This window comes from Neorhizobium petrolearium (genome assembly GCF_029854435.1).
Lineage (GTDB): Bacteria > Pseudomonadota > Alphaproteobacteria > Rhizobiales > Rhizobiaceae > Neorhizobium > Neorhizobium petrolearium.
In genome coordinates this window covers 1139363-1160706 of sequence record NZ_CP123000.1, presented here as the reverse complement: position 1 = coordinate 1160706, position 21344 = coordinate 1139363, and the positions used below count along the sequence as shown (strand labels likewise).

At 58.3% G+C, this 21344-nt stretch carries 18 protein-coding genes; 7 read left to right on the top strand and 11 right to left on the bottom strand.

Annotated elements, in window-relative coordinates:
* Positions 1–49 precede the first annotated feature (49 nt).
* Positions 50–559: a GNAT family N-acetyltransferase gene (locus QEO92_RS05910; protein ID WP_227702477.1), complete on the top strand. Its 510-nt coding sequence runs from the start codon at positions 50–52 to the stop codon at positions 557–559.
* Between the two features lie 280 nt (positions 560–839).
* Here QEO92_RS05910 and QEO92_RS05905 read toward each other — a convergent pair whose 3' ends face one another.
* The 5 genes from QEO92_RS05905 to QEO92_RS05885 all read right to left on the bottom strand — a co-directional run bounded on the left by QEO92_RS05905 (position 840) and on the right by QEO92_RS05885 (position 6414).
* Positions 840–2366 carry a M81 family metallopeptidase gene (locus QEO92_RS05905; RefSeq protein WP_280107495.1) on the bottom strand — a complete coding sequence of 509 codons (1527 nt, stop codon included), beginning with the start codon at positions 2364–2366 and terminating at the stop codon, positions 840–842.
* A 29-nt stretch (positions 2367–2395) separates the two neighbouring features.
* Positions 2396–3445 carry an ABC transporter substrate-binding protein gene (locus QEO92_RS05900; RefSeq protein ID WP_227702475.1) on the bottom strand — a complete coding sequence of 350 codons (1050 nt, stop codon included), beginning with the start codon at positions 3443–3445 and terminating at the stop codon, positions 2396–2398.
* Between the two features lie 86 nt (positions 3446–3531).
* The gene (locus tag QEO92_RS05895) at positions 3532–4410 is read right to left on the bottom strand and encodes an ABC transporter permease (protein WP_227702474.1); all 879 of its coding nucleotides are present in this window, start codon (positions 4408–4410) and stop codon (positions 3532–3534) included.
* Complete coding sequence (locus QEO92_RS05890) at positions 4400–5305, bottom strand: ABC transporter permease (protein ID WP_227702472.1); 906 nt, start codon at positions 5303–5305, stop codon at positions 4400–4402. Before QEO92_RS05890 ends, QEO92_RS05895 begins: the two co-directional genes overlap by 11 nt.
* On the bottom strand, positions 5302–6414 hold the full coding sequence (locus QEO92_RS05885; RefSeq protein WP_227702471.1) for an ABC transporter ATP-binding protein: 1113 nt from the start codon (positions 6412–6414) through the stop codon (positions 5302–5304). The genes QEO92_RS05890 and QEO92_RS05885 overlap by 4 nt, the downstream gene beginning before the upstream one ends.
* Positions 6415–6667: 253 nt before the next feature.
* On the opposite strand from QEO92_RS05885, the gene QEO92_RS05880 reads away from it, so the two are divergent.
* The 4 genes from QEO92_RS05880 (at position 6668) to fabG (ending at position 11266) form a co-directional block, all read left to right on the top strand.
* On the top strand, positions 6668–7360 hold the full coding sequence (locus QEO92_RS05880) for a GntR family transcriptional regulator (protein WP_227702470.1): 693 nt from the start codon (positions 6668–6670) through the stop codon (positions 7358–7360).
* Positions 7361–7446: 86 nt separating this feature from the next.
* Entirely contained in the window at positions 7447–8787 is a 1341-nt protein-coding gene (locus QEO92_RS05875) for an aspartate aminotransferase family protein (RefSeq protein WP_227702469.1), read from the top strand.
* Positions 8784–10493 carry an acetolactate synthase catalytic subunit gene (locus QEO92_RS05870; protein WP_227702468.1) on the top strand — a complete coding sequence of 570 codons (1710 nt, stop codon included), beginning with the start codon at positions 8784–8786 and terminating at the stop codon, positions 10491–10493. The genes QEO92_RS05875 and QEO92_RS05870 overlap by 4 nt, the downstream gene beginning before the upstream one ends.
* Positions 10490–11266 carry a 3-oxoacyl-ACP reductase FabG gene (gene fabG / locus QEO92_RS05865; RefSeq protein WP_037154458.1) on the top strand — a complete coding sequence of 259 codons (777 nt, stop codon included), beginning with the start codon at positions 10490–10492 and terminating at the stop codon, positions 11264–11266. The genes QEO92_RS05870 and fabG overlap by 4 nt, the downstream gene beginning before the upstream one ends.
* Before the next feature lie 8 nt (positions 11267–11274).
* Here the strand turns inward: fabG and QEO92_RS05860 are convergent, their stop codons facing one another.
* The 3 genes from QEO92_RS05860 to QEO92_RS05850 form a co-directional block, all read right to left on the bottom strand.
* Complete coding sequence (locus QEO92_RS05860) at positions 11275–11979, bottom strand: GntR family transcriptional regulator (RefSeq protein WP_037154460.1); 705 nt, start codon at positions 11977–11979, stop codon at positions 11275–11277.
* Positions 11980–12175: 196 nt separating this feature from the next.
* Positions 12176–14356, bottom strand: coding sequence for a relaxase/mobilization nuclease domain-containing protein (locus QEO92_RS05855; RefSeq protein ID WP_227702467.1), 2181 nt, complete (start codon positions 14354–14356; stop codon positions 12176–12178).
* 1 nt (position 14357) lies between these two features.
* Entirely contained in the window at positions 14358–14726 is a 369-nt protein-coding gene (locus QEO92_RS05850; protein ID WP_037154463.1) for a plasmid mobilization protein, read from the bottom strand.
* A gap of 781 nt (positions 14727–15507) precedes the next feature.
* Here QEO92_RS05850 and QEO92_RS05845 point away from each other — a divergent pair.
* Positions 15508–15834: a sunset domain-containing protein gene (locus tag QEO92_RS05845; RefSeq protein ID WP_227702466.1), complete on the top strand. Its 327-nt coding sequence runs from the start codon at positions 15508–15510 to the stop codon at positions 15832–15834.
* Positions 15835–16128: 294 nt separating this feature from the next.
* Here the strand turns inward: QEO92_RS05845 and fcl are convergent, their stop codons facing one another.
* The 3 genes from fcl to QEO92_RS05830 all read right to left on the bottom strand — a co-directional run bounded on the left by fcl (position 16129) and on the right by QEO92_RS05830 (position 19645).
* Positions 16129–17100, bottom strand: coding sequence for a GDP-L-fucose synthase (fcl, locus tag QEO92_RS05840; protein ID WP_227702465.1), 972 nt, complete (start codon positions 17098–17100; stop codon positions 16129–16131).
* A complete protein-coding gene (gene gmd, locus QEO92_RS05835) occupies positions 17093–18196 on the bottom strand; it encodes a GDP-mannose 4,6-dehydratase (RefSeq protein WP_407720924.1) in 1104 nt (367 codons plus the stop codon). The genes fcl and gmd overlap by 8 nt, the downstream gene beginning before the upstream one ends.
* 570 nt (positions 18197–18766) lie before the next feature.
* Entirely contained in the window at positions 18767–19645 is an 879-nt protein-coding gene (locus QEO92_RS05830; RefSeq protein WP_227702463.1) for an AraC family transcriptional regulator, read from the bottom strand.
* Between the two features lie 214 nt (positions 19646–19859).
* On the opposite strand from QEO92_RS05830, the gene melA reads away from it, so the two are divergent.
* The gene (melA, locus tag QEO92_RS05825) at positions 19860–21326 is read left to right on the top strand and encodes an alpha-glucosidase/alpha-galactosidase (protein WP_227702462.1); all 1467 of its coding nucleotides are present in this window, start codon (positions 19860–19862) and stop codon (positions 21324–21326) included.
* The last annotated feature ends 18 nt before the right edge of the window (positions 21327–21344 follow it).

The following is a 21344-nucleotide window of genomic DNA, read 5'->3' as shown; positions in this document are numbered from 1 at the left end:
CTGCAAGCAGGGAGGAAAGCCCGTGAATATAGAAACTCGCCGGCTGTTCATGCGACCCGTCAGCGCACTGGACGGTGATGCGCTTTATCGGCTGCATTGCGATCCGCTGGTGGTGGAACTGATCATGCAAGATCGATCGCCGACCCGCGAAGAATCCGACGCAAGGCTGTCCCTTTATCTCGATGAATGGCGGCGATACGGCTACGGCTTCTGGATGCTTTACCTGCGTGAAAGCAATGGCGATCTGACATTCGTTGGTCGTGCAGGTCTCAGACACTATGATGACAAGGATGTCGAAATCGGCTGCTGTCTCTTTGGATTCAGCTCCGGCAAGAAGATTGCATTGGAAAGTCTAGGACCGATCATTGCTTATGCGTTTGAACGTCTGCCGATCGTCCGACTTGTCTCGGTCATTCGGCCGGAGAACATCCGATCGCAGAAGATGACCGCGAATCTTGGCTTTAGCTACCGCGGCATGACCGAGCATAACGGCACTGCGTTCAGGTTCTATGAGATGAAGCGGGCGGACAACCCTTTCTGCGAGCGCCAAAAAGTCTGACTGCGACCACCCACTCTTCGTACTGCCTTTCCGCTCAGCGCACATCGTCTAACTGATGGCGCAAACAGGGGATGTAGGGTGGACATTAAGCCCGGCTGCGGCAAAGGCGGCTGTGGAATTTCGACGACCCGCTTTTGCGGGCCTTGGATCGCAAACGCAGGTCTAAACGGTCTCCCTTGCCCTGATAAGCGACCCCATGATTGCCGGCACGGCGACGCCTGCTGCCGGCAATCATGTCGAGATCCGTGTCCCCCCCCCTTGGGATGACGACGCCCTTCCATTAGGCGGCCTTGCACTCCTCATCCGTCACCATTCTGACACCACCGTAAATCGCCACATTGATCTCAGGTTGGTCAACGGCATGTTCCGGCCAGAAGCGCGACTTCTCATAGGTGAATGCGCCCTTTCTGTAATAACCGACACCGGGCGTCGAAACGAGCAGCGGCGTTGCAATGCCCGCAAAGTTCATCGTGAAATGATAGCCGGATTTCACGATGACAAAATCGAGACCGCCGATATCGATCCCCTGGCTGGTGAAGACCGCCGGGTCGTGACTGAAGGCCGGCTTACTCGTCAATATCAGATAGATGCGGTCATCGATCAGCAGGACGGCAGTCTCGCCTAGCGAGCTTTCCTCCCCGCCATGAAACGGACCAGCCAGCGTGAAGTTGCCGTCGCTGACATGCAATACCTTCCCGGTTACCTCGCGCGGGCGAAAACCCGGCGTGATTTGCCCGCCAACTTTCATCGTCACGACCGATCCGACGCCGGCTGCAATGGCGGCCCTGGCGCTGGCGGGATCGGTGATCGTCAATGCGCCCCTGAGATCGGCAAACTCATCGAGCACCGCCGACAGGAGGATCACGCTGTCACCCGGCGCGCCAGCAAGGATGCGGTCCCCCATATCCGCCATGACATACGGTCGTTCCCGCGCCTCATTTCGAACTCTCAAAAAGGCCTCATCGATCGACAGGAGTTCATCCTCGAACCGCTCCCGGTAGCGCCAAAAATCTCCCGCCAGATCCTTTGCGATCTTCGCTGAAATGGGCTCGGGCCTATTTGTCATCACGGTGACCACCTGGCCAATATGGTGATCGTCTGCGTAGCGGAAGACATTGTAAATCGAAACATCGAGAACTTCCGGGAAAGCGTTTTGGAACGCGCGGGCCTTGGCATGGATTTCTCCCAGCGGCCCAGATGCAGTCTCTCCGGCTCCCGGCAAGATCATCGGCACGCGAGCGCTCGTCGTCACGGGAAACAGCGAGCCTCGAAGCGTTTGAAGTATCAGTCTTGCAGCCTTCGCGCCGCATTCAACCACGTCGGAATGCGGGTTTTCCTTGCAGGCAATGCACACATCAGTATTGCGCAACATCGCGTCGGTGAGATGCGCATGCAGGTCCAGACCGATGCCAACAGGCACGGCCGGCCCGACCAGCGCTCGCAGTCTGAAGAGCAGGTCGCCTTCAAGATCAGCAAGCCGCGTCGTGGCACCGGCACCATGCAGGTCAAGGACGACCGCATCAGGTTGCAGTCTCTCGATTTCGTCTAAGAATTCCTGCGCGACCCGCTGGTAAAAATCATCATCGATCAACCCGCTTGGCGGTGCGGCAACAGAAAGGGTCGGCAGGATCATCGCCTCGCCCTGAAGCTCCGTGACGATTCCCGCCAAGGTCGAACCGGAAGCATTCAGGACCAACTCACCCCGCTCAATCTCGAACTGTTCCTCTGTGGCAGGCTGCGGATTCAGGCGGTTGGATTCGTGATAGAGCCGACCGACGGCTACTCGAAAAGGCTTCGATGTCATCATCTTTCTCCTATGATGTGCTGAAACGGACGCTATTGCTGGTTCCATTCGTTCCAGCGCTCGATCAAAAGCTGCGTATGGGTATTGATCCACGCCGCGTCCGGCTTGATCAGCCGGCTGAACACTTCAGGCGATGTCGGCACCATGGCGCGAGCCGCCTCCCCCATGGCCGCGGCAGCCGAATAGCGGGCGGGTGTGCATGTCAGCGCCTCGCAGACCTTGGCCTGCGCTTGCGGATGGTCCAGGAAATAGCGCAGGAAACGGATCGCGTTGTCGCGATTTGGCGCGTTCTTGATCAACGCCCAGCGGTCACCAACCAGGAAAGCCTGGTCCTGACGCCAGGCGAGCGGCTGGCCTTCCTGCTTTAATGCGGCCGCGCGGGTCTGCCATATCTGCCCGATCACATATTCACCTGTCCTGAACCCTTGGGTCGACTGGTCACCGGTCTTCCACCACAGCCCGATATGGGGCCTTAAATCGTTCAGCCTCTTGAGGGCTCGGTCGATATCGAGCGGGAACAGGTCCTTGGGCTCCACACCATCGGCAAGCAGCGCCGCAGCCATCACCCGCCACGGATCGTTGAAGTTCGGCAGCGCCCGCGGGCCTGGAAATCGATCGACGTCGAAAAAGTCCTTCCAGTTCGCCGGACCATCCTTCGGGAAACTCTCCGTGTTGTAGACCATCAACGTGGTGCCATAACCGAACAAGACCCCGGATGGATTACAAGCGTCTGAAAGCAGATCCTTGTCAGTGACATAGTCGCTACAAAAGGCCGTCATGTCTTCGTTGAGGGACCGGTGCAGCTCGGAGGCGGCCTGGATCTCGCCTGCCTGATAAAGATCCCATTCGACTTTGCCAGTCGCCGCCATCGCCTTCACGCGGGCTACATTCTCCGCACCGGTACCCGAGACAGTGACGACCTTTATTCCGGTCTCTTTGGTGAAGGGGTCAAAGAAATGCTCGCGCATCTGACGTTCCCAAGTACCTCCGGTCGTGGCAATCACGATCTGCTCGTCGGCGAAGGACGGTTGAGCGGCGGCAATCGTGAAAGCCAGCAGGCAGGCGACAGATCTCAAATGCATGCGCAATGATCTGACGACGTGACTTGTTGGTCTAAAGGAGTGAGCAGTTGCGATCGGCATGGAAATAATCCCTTTCGTTGGGTTCGTTAGCGCTGAGCAGGGACTGGATTACGACTGAAGACATGCAACGCTCCCATCACAAGCAGCGATGTGAGGGTGAGCACCACCGACACCGCGGCAATTACCGGCGTCAGATTGAAGTCGATGTCCTCGAACATCTTGCGGGTGATGGTTTTGCCTTCGATGCCGGAGAGGAAAAACGCGACCGTCGCCTCATCAAAGGAGGCCAGGAAGGCAAATACGGCTCCGCTTGCAACGCCGACACGGATGTTGGGCAGGACGACCGAAAAGAAGGTGCGGATGCGGCCGGCGCCGCAATTGAGTGCTGCGAGCTCGAGCGTCGTGTCGAAGCGCTGCAGGGCCGCAACCACGGTGAGCACGACATACGGCACGGCAAGCATGGTGTGGGCGATCAGGAAGCCCAAAAAGCTGCCGGACAGGTTGAGCGGCGCAAACGCGAGAAACACGGCCACTGCGATGACGATGTGGGGGATGATCATCGGGCTTAGCGTAATCGCCTGAAACAGGCCCTTGCCCGGGAAGCTGCCCCTCACAAAGGCAATGGCGGCAAGCGTTCCGATGATTGTGGCCAAAAGCGTCGTCGCCAGTGCAATCTTCAGACTGAACAAGGTGGCGGCACGCCAGTCGGGGTCCGACAGGTATTGACCATACCAGCGCAGTGTCAGGCCGCGCGGTGGAAACTCCAGGTAGCTGGCGCTGCCGAACGACATGGGAAAGATGATGACGATCGGCAGCACCAAGAAGAGCAATATCAGCAAAATGAGAAAGCCTGCGGTGACCGCGCCGAGACATCTCCAAAGCGACCGGCTATTGCGGGAAACCAAGCTGTTTTCCTCGTTGGCTATCTCACGGGACGCGAGCGCAAACTCCAGATCAGGCGACATTGGAAATCCCCCTGTTGTTGGAAAGTGCCTTGCGGAAGCAGACGACGATCACAAGGGTGACGCAGAGCAGAACAGTCGACAGCGCACCGGCAAACCCCCAATCGAGCGTCTCGGTTGTCTGCTGGCCGATCAAAGTCGCCATCAGCAGGCTGCTTGGGCCGCCGACAAGCGCCGGCGTCACGTAAAAGCCGAGCGCGAGGATGAAGGTCATCAGGCAGCCCGCGAAAATGCCGGGCAGACTGAGCGGCAGCAGGATCCTGGCAAACACGGTGAACTGGCCTGCCCCGAGATTGCGGGCTGCCTGCACGAGCTCGGTCGGGATTGCCCGGATCGCACCGAAGATCGGGAGGATCATGAAGGGCACGAGCACATGCGTCATCGCCAGGATGACGGCGCCCTCGGTGTAGATGAGCTTCAGCGGCTCGGAAATCACGCCAAGCCCCAAAAGCACATCATTGACCAAGCCGCGTCGTTGCAGGATCACGATCCAGGCATAGGAGCGCACCAGCGCCGAGGTCCAAAGCGGCAGCAACACGCAGGCCATGACCACGCCTGCGAGATCGCGTCTGAGCCTTGCCATCGCAAGCGCCACCGGATAGCCAAGCGCCAGGCTTGCCGCCATTACGATCAGCGCGACAATGACGGTCCGGCCAAGCACGCGCAGATAAAGAGGCGTTTCCAGAAGCCGGCGGTAGTTGTCCAGGCCAAAATCGGGCGCAAAGAAGCTTTGTCCCAATAGGCGCCCGACCGGATAGACGAATCCGAAGCCGAGCAGCAGGCAAAGCGGAATAATCAGGATGAGTGACAAGCCGATCGGATAGTGGCGCCACGATTTGGACTTCGTGAGTGATATTGCGGCCCGCACGGGCAGTTTGTGGGTCTTTGCCGTCGTCATGCCGCCTGCCTCTGCTGATGGGAAAACAACCGCACGGCAGACGGTTCGGCGAAGACGTCGACGATATCGCCAGGAACAAGCGGCAGCGATCCGCCATTGGCGGGTAGGCGAGCCTCGACTACCTCCCCTGCTCGCCCATCGATCGCAACCAGAACGACATAGGCTGCGCCGACGAAGAGGGCGGCCTCGACTCTGCCTTTGAAGCCGCCTGGCCTCACATCCCCGCTCGGTCGGACGGACAAGTCCTCGGGACGGATGGCAACGGTCAGGCGCTGGCCGGCCACCGCCGTCGCGCTGGAAATCGGGCATTTCACAGTGGCTGTTTGCGACAGGCGGATCACCGCTTCGTCGCCATCATGGCCGATATATTCGCCTTCAAGGAAATTCATCTTGCCAATAAAGCCTGCCACGAACGCATTGGCCGGCCGATGGTAAAGGTCGATGGGAGCGCCGACCTGCATCAATTCGCCATCGGCCATGACTGCGACGCGATCCGACATCGTCAGCGCCTCCTCCTGGTCGTGAGTGACATAGACGACCGTGACCCCAAGCCGTTTTTGAATCCGCTTGATCTCAAGCTGCATGGTTTCACGCAGCTTCTTGTCGAGCGCGCTCAAAGGCTCGTCCATCAAGAGAACCGGCGGCTCGGCGACCAGCGCTCGTGCGACCGCTACGCGCTGCTGTTGCCCCCCGGACAATTGCTGTGGCAACCGGTCGGCAAACCCCTCCAGTCGAACCATCGCCAACATGGCGTCGACCCGGTCACGCGCTTGCGCACGGCTGCAGCGACGCATACGCAGTGGAAAAGCGATGTTCTGTGCTACCGTCATGTGCGGGAACAGAGCATATCTTTGAAACACCATGCCCACGTTGCGCTTGTTTGGAGCCTCGAAGGTGATATCCCGCGTCCCGACACTGATGCGCCCGCGATTTGGTGCCTCAAACCCCGCAATCATCATCAGCAGGGTCGTCTTTCCCGAGCCGGACGGCCCCAACAGCGACAAGAATTCCCCTGCCTGGACGGCAATCGACACATCGCGAACAACCGCCGTCTCGGCAAAGTTCTTCTCGATCTTTTCCAGAATTACAGTCTCGCCCTTCAAAATCATCCTCCTCATCGCAAGCATGTCAAAATACAGACATTCATCTCATACGTTTTACTATCGAATTTATCACGATTTCATTCCGAAATCTCGAAGTGAGATCATCATATTCTCATCAGGATTGAATTTTTATACTTTTATTCCATCAAATTATCGCTCAGGTAGACTTATAATGTTTTGCACGTTATGGATGAATACAGTTATCAAAAGCATGATGCAACAAAAATATTTCAAATCGCTCGAGGGGGACGAATAGGACATGAGTGACAAACACGAATCTCTCGAACGCGCATCCGGAAAAAGCGTCGGCCTTGGCGATCACGCCTACACAGTCCTCAAGGAGAAGTTGATTCGAGGATCGTTCCGTCCTGGAGAAAAACTGACAGTGCGGAGGGTCGCCCAGGAATTCGGACTATCGAGCACACCGGCACGCGACGCATTGAACCGCCTGGCGATTGAGCATGCGCTCGTCTATGCCGGCCCCAAAACGGTCGTCGTCCCCAACCTTACACTTTCACAGTTGCGGGAGGTCACAGAAATGCGCCTCGCACTTGAAGGGCTTGCCGCCGAGAAGGGAGCAACGGCAATCTCTCCGGATATGATTCCTGCGCTTGAAACCATCCAAAATCGCATCAATGCGGCCCTAGACAGGCAAGCCTATGCCGAAGCCCTATGGGCCAACAAAGAGTTTCATTTCTTCTTTTACGAACGCTCCAACATGCCAATCCTGGTCGCCACGATCGAACAATTGTGGCTGCGCATCGGCGCCACGTTCAACGACCTTTACCCAGCCTTTGCCATCTCCCGGTCCGGCGTAAGCAACCACTGCGCAGCAATCGAGGGACTGCGACATGGCGAACCCCGTGAAGTGCGCGCCGCCATCGAAACCGATATCCGTGACGGCTACCGTCAGTTGCGACACGTCCTTTCCGAGCGCTTTTTGGAAAAATAACCCACATTCGATTTTTTTGTTGCGTCAAAATTGAAAATCTGGCTTCCTTTTGGTGTCACTGGCCTGCCGCCGGCCCGGAGGAACTCATGCCGACACGAACACCGATACTTCAAACACCACCGACGCATATCTCGGAGGATCTTTACCGACGGGCGCGGGTCGTCATTCCAGACGGCGTCAATCGCGCCACCGTTGATCGCGATCCCCGTCCCGACTACGTGGGCTGGGGCCGAGGCGCCTATGTCCACGACGTCGACGGCAACGGTTATCTCGACCTCAACAACAATTTCACGACACTCATCCATGGGCATGCCTTCGAGCCGGTCGTCGAGGCCGTCAGCCGAACGCTCAAGGATGGCAGTTGTTTTTCCAATCCGACGGTGCATGAGATCAATCTTGCCGAATTGTTGTGCGAAAGAATTCCGGCGGTAGAACAGGTTCGGTTTGTCAATACCGGCACCGAAGCCGTGATGTTTGCAATCAAGGCGGCCCGTGCCGCCACAGGCCGTCCCGCGATCGCCAAGATCGAGGGTGCCTATCACGGTGCTTATGACTGGGCCGAAGTCGGCCAAACAGGAACACCCGAAAACTGGGGCTCGCCCGAGGCGCCTTTCAGCGTTCCCTGTTACCCAGGTCAACCGCGTTCGGTGACCGACGACGTTGTCCTGCTTCGCTTCAACGACGCCGACGGTGCTCGTCGCCGCATTAAAGCCCATCACGAACAGTTGGCCTGCATTTTGATCGACCCGGTCCCCAGCCGCGCAGGACTTCTGCAGCCAGACGAAGCCTTCCTGACCGCAGTGGTCGAAACCGCGCGACAATACGGAATTCTCGTTATTGCCGACGAAGTCCTTAATCTGCGTCAAAGCTATAGCGGCGCATCGGCACGCTTCGGGCTCGATGCCGATCTGATTGCCATGGGCAAAATAATCGGCGGCGGATTTCCGATCGGCGCGATCGGCGGAAAAAAGACTGCCATGGCCGTGTTCGACGGGCAAGGCGGTCGGCCGCTACTGCCTCAGGCAGGCACGTTCTCCGCCAATCCCGTTTCGATGGTCGCCGGCTTTGCCAGCATGAGGGCCATGACGCCCGAGCAGTTCGAGCGGCTTGAACGGCTCGGGGATCACCTTCGCACGCGTTTGCGGCAAGTGATTGCAAAATACGAGGCGCCTTTCAGCGTCACCGGCTCGGCTTCACTGTTTCGCCTGCATCCGAGGCTTCAGGCCCCGCGGGAATATCGGGAGGCTTATCTTTCCAGGAACGAGGCCGATACCATGCGCCAGCTCGGACGCCACTTCAAAAAGCATGGAATTATCCTGCCCTTTGGCGCCGCCGCCAGCCTCTCGACAGCGATGGGCGACACCGAAATCGAACTTATCGTCGATGCCTTCGAAAAGGCGCTCGTTTGCGAGGAGTTAGCAGCATGAATTCCCCTTCGATCCCGACGGTTGCCGAACGTATCGCACTTGCTCTGAAACGACACGGCGTCGATGTCATTTTCGCCCAAAGCCTGCCATCTGCGGTTATCCTCGCCGCCGAGGCGATCGGAATTCGCCAGATCGCCTACCGACAGGAAAATATGGGCGGCGCCATGGCCGATGGTTATGCGCGCCGCAAAGGTCGCGTTGCAGTCGTCGCGGCGCAAAATGGCCCCGCCGCAACGCTACTCGTGCCACCGCTTGCGGAAGCTTTGAAGGCCAGCGTTCCCGTCATTGCCCTCGTCCAGGACGTCGAGCGCAACCAAGCCGATCGCAACGCCTTCCAGGAATTGGATCACCTTGATCTTTTTCGCGTCTGCGCCAAGTGGGTGCGGCGGGTCATCAGCGCCGATCGGATCGACGACTATGTCGACATGGCCTTCACGGCTGCTGCATCCGGCCGGCCTGGCCCTGCGGTGCTTCTTCTGCCCGCGGATCTCTTGCGCGAACCAGCGCCGCCAGCACGTTTCGCCCGCAATTCAAGTCTTGGATCGATTCCGCTGGATCTCACCCGGCCCAATGACAACCTCATCCAGGATGCGGCCGAACGCATTGCCTCAGCCCGCGCGCCGATCGCAATCGTGGGAGGAGGTATCCACAACGGCCAGGCCGTTACAGCGCTTGCCGAGCTTCAAGAACTTGCCAACCTCCCCGTCTTCACCACCAACATGGGGAAAGGTGCCGTGGACGAATATCATCCACTGTCAGCGGGGGTGATTACGCTGACCGGCCCAAGATCCCTGGGCCGCCATTGCCGTGATCTCATCGATGACGCCGATCTCGTGTTGTTGGTCGGCACCCGCACAAATCAGAACGGCACCGATAGCTGGCGCCTCATTCCTCAAACGGCAAGCGTCATTCACGTGGATGTCGATCCCCAGGAGATCGGACGCACCTATGAGGCCATCCGCCTGGTTGGCGATGCCGGCGAGACACTATCGGCGCTTTGTGCTTTTCTCGAACGCCAGGACCTCCATCGCCGCCGGGCAAACCGAAAGCACGTCGAAGCCCTGATCGCAGCGGCTTGGGCAAGCTTTGAAGACGATCGCCGCTTGCTCCTCGACGCAAACAAATCGCTTCTTCGTCCCGAGCTTGTCATGGTGGAACTGCAAAGTCACCTCACCCCCGACACCACCGTCGTAGCGGACGCCAGTTATTCTTCCATGTGGATCGTTGGTCAGTTGCGCAGCCTGAAAAGCGGCATGCGCTTTATCAGTCCAAGAGGACTTGCCGGCCTCGGCTGGGGACTTCCGCTTGCCATCGGCGCCAAGGCAGCGGTTCCCCAACATCCCGTCGTAATCGTCGTCGGTGACGGTGGCTTCGCCCATAGCTGGGCCGAACTGGAAACGCTGGTTCGCTGCAATCTACCGGTGATCGTCATCCTGCTCAATAACGGGATCCTCGGCTTTCAAAAACACGCGGAGACTGTGAAATTCGGACGCTTCACCAGCGCCTGCCATCTCAATCCAGTTGATCACGCGAAAATTGCCGAAGCCTGCGGATGTGCGGCCATGCGCGTTCACGAACGATCGGACCTCTCCGCCGCGCTCGATCGCGCCTTTAACGGTGACGGACCGTTGTTGATTGAGGTGATGACCAGCCCCGATGCATTTCCACCCCTGTCACTGTTTGCTCAGCTGGAGGACGTGGCATGACGCAAGGCGATCACTGGCGCGTGGCGATCGTCACGGGTGGAACCAGCGGGATCGGCTTTGCTTGCGCGCAAAAGCTTTTGGAAAGCGGACACCGTGTCGCCATCTTCAGTCAGAGCCGCGAAAAGGTCTGCCATGCCGGCAGTGCGCTTGCACAGGACTTCGGACGCCATCGGGTTCACGCGGCCACCGTCGACATTCGAGATCCTGATGCGCTGAGACTGTTTTTTGCCAAGGTAACTTCGCTTTGGGAGGAACCGCAAGTGCTCGTCTGCAATGCCGGCTGGTCGCCCAAGCCAAATGGCAGACGGACCGAGTTCAGCCGTATCGCACTGGAGGAATGGAACGACACGCTTCGTGTCAATCTGACGGGCGCGATGGTCTGTTGCCAACTCGCAGCCCCGGCGATGTCGGCAGCCGGCTTTGGCCGAATTGTCTTCATCGGCTCGGTCGCGGGGCGCACCTTGCCGCGCATTGCCGGAACCGGCTATGTGGTGTCGAAATCCGCACTCGCCGGCCTTTCGCGCTCGCTGGTGGCCGAATATGGCGCGGCGGGAATTACCGTAAACACCGTCGCACCTGGCCGCATCCTTACGGAGATGACAGGCCCGGCAGATAGCCCGGAGAATTGCGCCGCGCGAACGCGCATCCCCTCTGGCCGACTGGGTCGGCCGGAGGAAGTCGCAGCCGTTGTCGACTTCCTTGCCTCGGATGCCGCCAGTTTTATCAACGGCGCCGTAATCGACGTCAATGGCGGAGAATTCGTGCCCGTATAGGCGGGCGACTAGACGAGGTCCTCAAGTGGCATCCGGACGTGCTGCGCGCGCAGGTGGAGCGATTTCACCAAATCCGGAAGAGCGGCAACCATCTCCTGGCATCGCTCTTCAAGCATCCCCAGCGCCCGTTTTTGCTCGCCACTTGCCAAGGCCGCAGCAAAGCGGCTCAGATCTGCTGGTACTTCACCTGGGCTCGGCATCGACCGCAATGCAAAGAGCCGAACGGGCCTTATGCGATCATTGAATTGCCGCACGGCTCGCACCAGACGCAAGTTGCCAGCCAAGAGAGCCACTTGTTCATAAAAGGTCTCGATATAGACGGTGCACGCGTTGGCGGCCAAGTCGACTTCTCCCTGAAGGTCAATGGGCGTGGGAACGGGCGGCAAATCGTCAAGATTGAACCGATTGGCGCTCTTTTCGATCGCGAAACGCAGCATGAGGAAAGTCAATTCGTAATCGGCGCGCAGATCATCGATGTCGAGCGGTTTGACATAGTAGCCACGGCCTGGAACGAAACCAATCACCTCCTCATGAACGAGCCGGATAAGCGCTTCGCGGATCGGTGTCGGGCTCAATTTCATGCGCTCGGCAAGCGTTCGAATGTTGAAGAACGTGCCAGGAAAAGACCTGTAGCTCGTTACCGCCGATTTGAGCCGGGTATAGGCCTCCGTCGATTTGTCAGGCGAAATGCGATCTCCATGAACTGCTTTCATCAATCATTGCTGCCATTCGATTTTTGCCGTCAACCGGCTCCTGCCCCCTACACGTTCTGGTAGATTAACACGGCTGTTCGGAATGAACTGGTATTTCCAAGCGATATTGGAAATATATCGACCGCCTCCGGAGCTTCTTGCAGCCGAGCAGATTGACGGTCGCTCCGGCTCAAGTGAACGTGCAGAAAATGGCCATTCACCTTTCATACTCATCACGATCGAAATCGCGAGCGCGTCGTTCATGGACAGGCGAAGAGATCTGAAGCTTGGAAGCTTCTGCAATCCTTTCTTCCCGATCCCTGTTCACTCCCGAGGCCTCAGCCGTTCCACGCTCCGGCGTCACGATGCTGTGGTCTTTCGCGACCGCAGGTGCAGCCTCTCGATGAGTAGGGCTTGCCAGCGCGTGCAAGCTAAAACCCGCCTCGGCTCCGGGGATCTCCGCTGCCTTCATAATCTTGCTTTGAAGATCTCGTTTGATGTCTTGCCGAAGGACGTTGATTTCTTGGGCATCGGCTTTGGAGCGAAAGACGACCTCTCTGAAGCGCCTTATCGCCGCGAAGGCGACATGTCCGACGTCGCTCACCCGATTGCCGAACGGCTCGGCTCGATCGGCCTCTTTTGACGGCCCCCACAGCTCTCTGGCGAGAGGATTTCGCGAGCGGCTCTGATCTCCTGCGATCGCGCTTGCGTTCCTTTCTTGCCGCGGTTCAATGTCCTCGGATCCGGCACCTGGCAAATCACGCATGTCGTGTTTCGCACCAGAACGCCCGCCTTCGTCTTCCCTCATCGGCCTGCGATCTGCGCTTCGAGACTGCCATTCGTTGCCATGCTCGACACCGGCCCGCGACCTTGCCATCTGCTCTGGCACGACGGTACGTGTCGCAGCCTGCGATGAATGGCCCAACGATTGTCGATCGAGATCCTGAAAGCGCGCGAGCTTCAAACCTGCAAACTGCTGGATTTGTGCCGTGTAGCCTGCCGTCGACAACAACTGCCAATTCCGTTGCGCAATCGAACTATACGCACGGCTGCGCTCACTTGCAGGTAAATAAGGTAGCTCCCAGCGTTTCGCGCTATAACGGCGCTGGCCGTTGACGCTTGTGCCCTTATACTGCGTGCGTCCGAGGTAGTTGATCGGTCGTACATGTTTGTTCGAATATGCCGGTGCGGTGAGCATGTCGCGGCGGTCGGTCATTTCCAGATTGAGGCCGCGTGCACGGGCCTTCTCTGCCAGAGTCAAGCGCCACCGCCTGAAATCGGAAATCCAAACCGTCAACCTGTCGCCATAGTCTGACAGGGTTGCCACAACGACATGCACATGAATATGCGGCCGTCTTCCTCCCTCCAACTGAGGTTTCGGGTCGTGAACCGGATCATGAACAGTAAAGACATAGCGATGGCCTTCGAAATCCTGCGCCAAAAACGCGCGGACTGCGTCTTCAAACCGGGCTGGATCCGTCCCATGGTGGGCAGAGACGACGAGATGCATGGTGTCACGGGGCCGAATGCTTCCAAGCTTTGCCTGCCACCTTTGCTCGACAAGCTCACTTGCGGCTTTCATGTCGTCGATCGGCTCGCCCCGCTCGTCGTGAACCAGATCACGATGCGTCTCCACCAGGGCTTGAAGCTGCGACCTCCCGTACTGCATACCATGCCCACCTCCGGTGAACCGGAATTCTATTGCCTCCGCCTCCCTCGCGAACGCTTCCATCAACCTCGCCTTTATCGCCTTGCTCGCGTGACGGTCGGTCGCAAGGCGGCCTTCCGTCGGAGACAATAGCACGACCAGTCCCTCAATTCGCGTTGACCCAGAGGTCTGCGTCGCAGCCAGTGCGAAGGACCTGTCTGCAAATGCCTGTCTGGCGACAACCAAGCCAGCATCCTCAGATCGCGCCGTCGCAGGCCGCCACGCCACCTCAATTTCAAATAAACCGATATCCTGGCTCGCCTTCCGGTCGCTTAAAAGCGGTCGCCATTCTCGCGACGTCGCATCGGCGGCATCTTTGCCGCTGCGCGTTTCTCCCCGCTCGTTTTCGATTTTCACCTCACCGTCGCGTGAAATATAGCTGATTTTCCTTTTGACACCGGCACCGCCCCCAAAGCCCAAAACCTTTACGACTGCGGGCTGGGCCCCGAGCGCGAGCGCGATAAAGCGTTGAGGCATGCCGCGTTCAGCCCTGCCCCCAGTGCGCCTTGCGCTCAAGCGCTGTCCTTTCTTGGTAAAAATGCTCATCGAGTCTGGCGGCACTTCTCCGCGAGCACGCCGCCACCATTCCTCAAGTTCCGAGCGCCTTTCCTGATTGGCCGCAAGCTCAATTTTAAGCGCCTCACGCCTGCTGGCCCACTCATTGAGAAAGCTTTGATCGATAGCCTGCATTTCAATCCCTCCTTGATTGCGGGGTAATCTTCTTCGCTCGAGCGGACAGCTCCACACACAGAGCCGCGATCACGCGTTGCATTTTCAGCAAATCGGCCTTGAACGGTGCCTCCGCGAAACGCCCATCACGGTTGAGAGCAATCAAAACCCGCGTGAGATTGCAGCCTTCCGCCCGCAACTCTTCTCGCAAACACAGAAGCAACAGGCGGTCTTCGTCGGTGTAGTACGGTTGGGCCCCAGCACCGCTGAGAGCCACCGATCGGGTGAAGTCGACGACAGTCAGTTTCGCTTGCGCGGCTGCCTGCGCAATAGCCGCATGTTCCTCCGTCGTGACCCGGAGGTAGATCGTTCTTTCACGTCGCTGCCCCATGTCTGCAGTCCTCACCCGCAAGCTGCCCGTCCGTCGTTTCCGCGATGGCGGTTTTAAAACGGACGGTTCAACATGATCTCCAAGGCGACGAACCTTACCGCAATTTCACTTACTCATCCAGAGAAAGTTACTTATTTTATTATATTCCTTTTCCGCAATCTCAGCACGAACCCCGCGGACGACGACCGACCATCACAAAACAAATATTATTTACAATAGATTATATCATGTTTCTGTTTCCTCCGATAAGCACCCAGGAAGGCGAGACGTAAGATGCGACTTCATGATGTTACTGAAATAGTTACATTTCAGATTTGATTTGAGAGCATGCGCCCGAAGCCGCCTCCTGGAATTCTTCACCGCGCAAACCCGCAACCCGAACACCCGCCACGCCTATGCCAGGGCGGCGATGGGTTTCCTGAGCTGGCGCGAGCAACGGGGCCGTGCGGCCTCGCTGGAGACCCCGCTCCTGTCCGGTTTCCTACGGCTGGGGAAGACCGTCGGGGCATGGCCCATGCTCGATACCGCAATGCACGTGAAAACGTTGCCGATATCCGGATCTTACACTGGGCCGCCTGTCGCGTCGGCTGGGTATCCCCTCCCATCAGATAGCGGCCGCAGTTAACCGCACCTCCTGGACGCAAGGTGTCACAAGTCGTGAACGAGTCCCGGAATTGCCGCGATCGTCGTCGCAATTCAGCGTTCCCCAGCGTCTTTTAATGATCTGCAAAACCGCCCATCAATCCCTATGTGCTTTCCATGCATGAACTGGAGGATGTTCATGCGTAGCCCTCGCCAGCATTTGAAACCGAAAAGGCAAAATCGCATCCTTTCGGTTGCCAAGGCCGTCCTTGGCCTTTTGGCCGGCGTTCTCATGATTGGCGCGGTCGGATACTACGGCGCGGGTGATCTTATAGGATCGGTCGCCGCATCGGCACGCGGATGCGACATCAAGGGCAATATCAGCATCAATAGCCGGAAACGCATCTTTCACGTCCCCGGCCAAGAGGACTACGCTGCGACGAAGATCAGCCCGCGATACGGCGAGCGCTGGTTCTGCTCAGAGGACGAAGCCCGCGCAGCAGGTTGGCGCAAGGCGAGGAATTAGGCCTTGCGGTTCTTCGCCTCAGGCGGGCTACCGAAAAGCGCCGGGTCCTGGCGCGCAAGCACCAGGGTTGGCATGAATGCCGCAATGACGAAGCAAGCGACTATCGCCGGCCCGCGGCCAGAGCTCGGAGCCGCGGCATCTCGCCTGTTGGACCCGACAGATCAGGCGAAAGGATATACAAACAAGCGCCCCTCATCACGCGCCAACGCCTTTGCATTTACCTACTCGCTTGGCGACCCTAAACTGGGCTGTCGGGCGAATTGGAGGCGGTTTCTGTTTGCAGTCTCACAGCCATTACGCTGCATCTCCATGCTTACGCACCAGATACGCGCCTTTCAGGAACGCACCGTAGGCATCCGCAACCCCGTCCTTGAGCCCAATCCTCGGCTTCCAACCCAGGCGCTGCAGCTTTTCGGCGCTCATCAGCTTGCGCGGCGTACCGTCCGGTTTGGAAAGATCGTGGACAATTTTCCCCTCGAAACCGACGATCTCGCAGACGAGTTCGGCCAGTTCGAGGATGGTGATGTCCTCTCCAGACCCCACATTGACGTGCGTGTCGCCCGAATAGCTCTTCATCAGGTAGACGCAGGCGTCTGCGCAATCGTCCACATGCAGGAATTCACGGCGCGGCGTGCCGGTGCCCCAAAGGGTAATCTCAGGAAACCCGTTAACCTTCGCTTCGTGGACCTTGCGGATGAGTGCCGGCATGACGTGGCTCGATTTCAGATCGAAATTATCGCCGGGACCATAAAGGTTCGTCGGCATGGCCGAGACGAAATCGCGACCATGCTGCCTGCGATAGGCCTGGCACAGCTTGATGCCGGCGATCTTGGCAATCGCATACCACTCATTGGTGGGCTCCAGCGGGCCTGTCAACAATGCCTCCTCGACAATCGGCTGGTCGGCGAATTTCGGATAGATACAGGATGAACCGAGGAACATCAGCTTCTCCACGCCGACCCGGTGAGCCGCATGGATGACGTTCGCTTCGAGGATAAGGTTGTCGTAGAGGAAATCGGCCGGATAGGTATCGTTGGCAAGGATGCCGCCGACCTTTGCCGCAGCAAGGAAGACCGCATCCGGGCGGTTCTTCTTCATCCACTCCTCCACCTCTTCCTGCCTCGTAAGGTCGACCTCAGCGCGCGTGGCCGTCAGTATCGTGCAGCCTTCGGAAGCCAGACGGCGGGCGATCGCCGAGCCGACCATGCCGCGATGACCCGCGACATAGACTTTCTTTCCGGCAAGGCCATAGATCACGTCAGGCATGGGCAAGCCCCTTATTGCCCCCCGCAGACGGCACGTTGCGCGCCATGACCTTCAGGTCCTCCCGCACCATTTCGGCAACCAGCTGGTCGAGATTGGTCTCATGCCTCCAGCCAAGCTTCTGATGCGCCCTGGCCGGATTGCCGATCAGAAGGTCGACCTCGGTGGGACGGAAATAGCGCGGATCGATCTCGATCACGCATTGACCGGATGTCGCGTCATACCCCTTTTCATCGACGCCCTCTCCGCGCCACTCGACCGGCATGCCGACCTTCGCAAAGGCCTTCTCCACGAAGGACCGCACCGTATGCGTTTCGCCAGTCGCCAGAACGTAATCGTCCGGCTCGTCCTGCTGCAGCATCAGCCACATGCCGCGCACATATTCACGCGCATGCCCCCAGTCGCGCTTGGCATCCAGATTGCCGAGATAAAGCCGATCCTGAAGGCCGAGATGAATGGCGGCCGCCGCGCGGGTGATCTTGCGGGTGACGAAAGTTTCGCCGCGGATCGGGCTTTCGTGGTTGAACAGGATGCCATTCGAAGCGTGCATCCCGTAGGCTTCGCGGTAGTTCACGACGATCCAGTAGGCATAAAGCTTGGCGGCGGCATAGGGCGAACGCGGATAAAAGGGCGTCGTCTCGCTTTGCGGCACTTCCTGCACCTTGCCGTAGAGCTCCGAGGTGGAAGCCTGATAAAAGCGGGTCTTCTTGGTCAGGCCCAGGAGGCGGATCGCCTCAAGCAAACGGAGGGTGCCGATACCGTCCGCATTGGCGGTGTATTCCGGCGTCTCGAAGGAGACCTGCACATGGCTCTGGGCGGCAAGGTTGTAGATCTCATCCGGCTGGGTTTCCTGCACGATGCGGATGAGATTGGTCGAGTCCGTCATATCGCCGAAATGCAGGATGAAGCGCGGATTTTCCACATGCGGATCTTCATAAAGATGCTCGATGCGATTGGTGTTGAAACTCGAGGAGCGCCGCTTGATGCCATGGACGGTATAGCCCTTGTCTAGCAGCAGTTCGGCAAGATAGGCCCCATCCTGTCCGGTGACGCCGGTAATTAATGCAACCTTGCCGTTGCCATTCGAATTTTCACTCATCATGTCCCTCTACCGAAATGCATCGGTTATCGACGCATCACTTCCATTAATTCATGTCACATTGACACTGAAAGGTGGCATCAAGCTTACGTTATTTCGTCCACCACCAAACTTAAAAAACTCGCAGTGGCTTGGCGGATGTGACGCAAGCCATTGAAATGATCCCGGAGACCACGTGGGCCATAAACAATCTTAACCTGCAGTTGAGCGGTTTGTCATCTGTCGACGGCAAACCGGTCGCCGCACCTTTCGACGGCAGCATGCTGTCGTCCAACCGTGGCGTTCTGGCTCTGGCGGCGGCGGTTGCCACCGCGAAGGGGCAAGCCCACTCAGTCTTTCCGGGGAACTTTGAACATTCCCCCGGAATGAGGGGGAAGCCGAAAGCTCGTCCTCGGCGGCGAACAGGGCCGTCAGGTGGCACGAAGCGGAAGCGGCATCTTCACGGGTCCGCATGCGGACTGCGGGCCGAACAAGGCCTGTTAATCCGGGGCCGAACCTCGTCTTCTTCGCAGGCTTTCCGCTGTTGGCTCATCCGTTTGATTGTGCCGACTGGATCGTCGCCCAATTCCATCACCTCAGCTTTCCAACGCTGGCATACATGCCGGTGGTCCTGAATTCCGTTGGCGTGATGGCATAGACGCGGCGGAACACCTTGGCGAAGTAGTTGGCATCCTGAAAGCCGCACATCATCGAGACCTCCTTCACCGGGAGGAAATCTCCCTTGGTGAGCAGTTTTGCGGCCCGCTGCAGGCGCTGCTGCAGGACATATTCGGCCGGCGGCACTCCCTCGCTTTCGGAAAAGCTGCGAGAAAAATGCGCGCGACTTAGGCCGACGATGGCAGCCAAATCACTCACCGGAAGAGGCTTTTCCAGATTGGCATTGATGTAGTCGATCACCGGCTGCATGAAACTTTGCTCAGCGACAAAGGCGGGCGAGCCGAAAACATCGTCGTAAAGGGCCATCGCCGCTTCGTAAGCGATGGCGGATGCGGCTCCCGGTGTCGGAGTTGCGCCCTCAATCAATCGAAGACTGCAATCGGCAAGATGATCGATCGTGGCCGGCTGAAGCCGCAGAACCGGACCGGCCAAGGCCAGAACCATCTTGTGGATGCGCAGCGCCTCTTCGCCATTCATCGAGATCCAGAAATACTCCCAGCGGTCGCCTTTCTCCAGCCAATATCGATGGTTGTGCGGGACCAGCACCAGAAGCGTGTCGCCATCCTGCAGCCTGTAACTCCTGCTCTGGTAGCGCAGCCTGCCCGTGCCGCGAATCGTGTGCTGGAGTACGGTGAAGGGCGTCTGGCCGCGCCTGCGCCCGTCCCAGTCATAGATTTCATTCTCCCTGACCTCATAGCCGGTGCTGGTGGGCATGGCATGCAGGCGTTGGCGCCCGCGCGGCAGCGACACCGTTCGCATCGTCTGTCCATTGGCAATCAAATTCGACAGCACAAAATTACCCTCGAAAGCATAATCCTTCTCTGGTCGGCACCTGTTTTATCCGCATAATCTTGCGTCGGGAAGAGGAAGAGGTCACGGGCCGCGACACGGCCTGGGGGAAAGATGCCCGTAAATTCGGCACTTTTGGACGACATTCGCTGTCATGCAGCCTGTCTTCCTTCATCTGACCTCTTCCCGGCATGGGACGTAATCGAGGTGGAAGCTCATGAGTTTCAAAATCGCTATTATCGGAGCAGGCAGCGTTGGCTTCACCAAAAAGCTGTTCACGGACATCCTCTGCGTGCCGGAATTTCAGGACGCCGAATTTGCCCTGACCGACATCAGCGAACACAATCTTGAGATGATCAAGGCTATCCTCGACAAGGTCGTTGCGTCCAACCGGCTGCCGGCTAGAGTCACTGCAACGACGGACCGGCGACGGGCCCTGGAGGGCGCACTCTATATCATCAGCTGTGTTCGGGTGGGCGGCCTGGAAGCCTATGCGGAAGACATTCGCATTCCCCTGAAATACGGCGTCGACCAGTGCGTGGGCGATACAATCTGCGCCGGCGGCATTCTTTACGGCCAGCGCAATATCCCGGTCATCCTGGATTTCTGCAAGGACATTCGCGACGTCGCCGAAAACGGGGCAAGATTCCTGAACTACGCCAATCCGATGGCGATGAATACCTGGGCCGCGATCGAATATGGCAAGGTCGAAACCATCGGACTTTGCCATGGAGTTCAGCACGGTGCCGAACAGATCGCCGAAGTTCTGGGCGCGAAATCGGTAAAGGAACTCGACTATGTCTGCGCCGGCATCAACCACCAGACATGGTTCATCGACCTGCGGCTCGACGGCCGCAGAATCGGCAAAGACGAACTGATTTCCGCCTTCGAAGCGCACCCCGTCTATTCGCAGCAGGAGAAGCTCCGGATCGACGTGCTGAAGCGCTTCGGCATCTACTCGACGGAAAGCAATGGCCATCTTTCCGAATACCTGCCCTGGTATCGCAAGCGCCCCGAGGAGATCGTCAGATGGATCGACATGTCCGACTGGATCCACGGAGAGACCGGCGGCTATCTGCGCCATTCGACCGAAACCCGCAACTGGTTCGAAACGGAGTTTCCCAGCTTCCTCGCATCCGCCGAAAAGCCGATCGATCCGACCAAACGCTCCAATGAGCACGCGAGCCACATCATCGAGGCGCTGGAGACCGGCCGGGTCTACCGTGGCCATTTCAACGTCAAGAACAACGGCGTGATCACCAATTTACCAGACGACGCGATTATCGAGTCGCCAGGCTTCGTCGATCGCTTCGGCATCAACATGGTCTCCGGGATCACCCTGCCAGAAGCCTGCGCGGCAACATGCACGTCTTCCATCAATGTACAACGCATGTCGGTGCATGCGGCCATCAACGGCGATATCGAACTTTTGAAACTCGCTGTCCTGCATGACCCGCTGGTCGGCGCGGTCTGCACGCCGGAGGAGGTGTGGCAGATGGTAGACGAGATGGTGGTCGCTGAAGCCCGTTGGCTGCCGCAATATGCCGATGCCGTACCTGCCGCCAAGGAACGGCTTGCTCGCTCTACCGTGAGGACCCGCGACTGGGCGGGTGCTGCTCGCCGCAGCGTGCGTTCCATCGATGAACTGCGCACAGAAAAGGAGATGCTGAAGCAGGCCGTGTGAAATGCCGACGTGGGCATG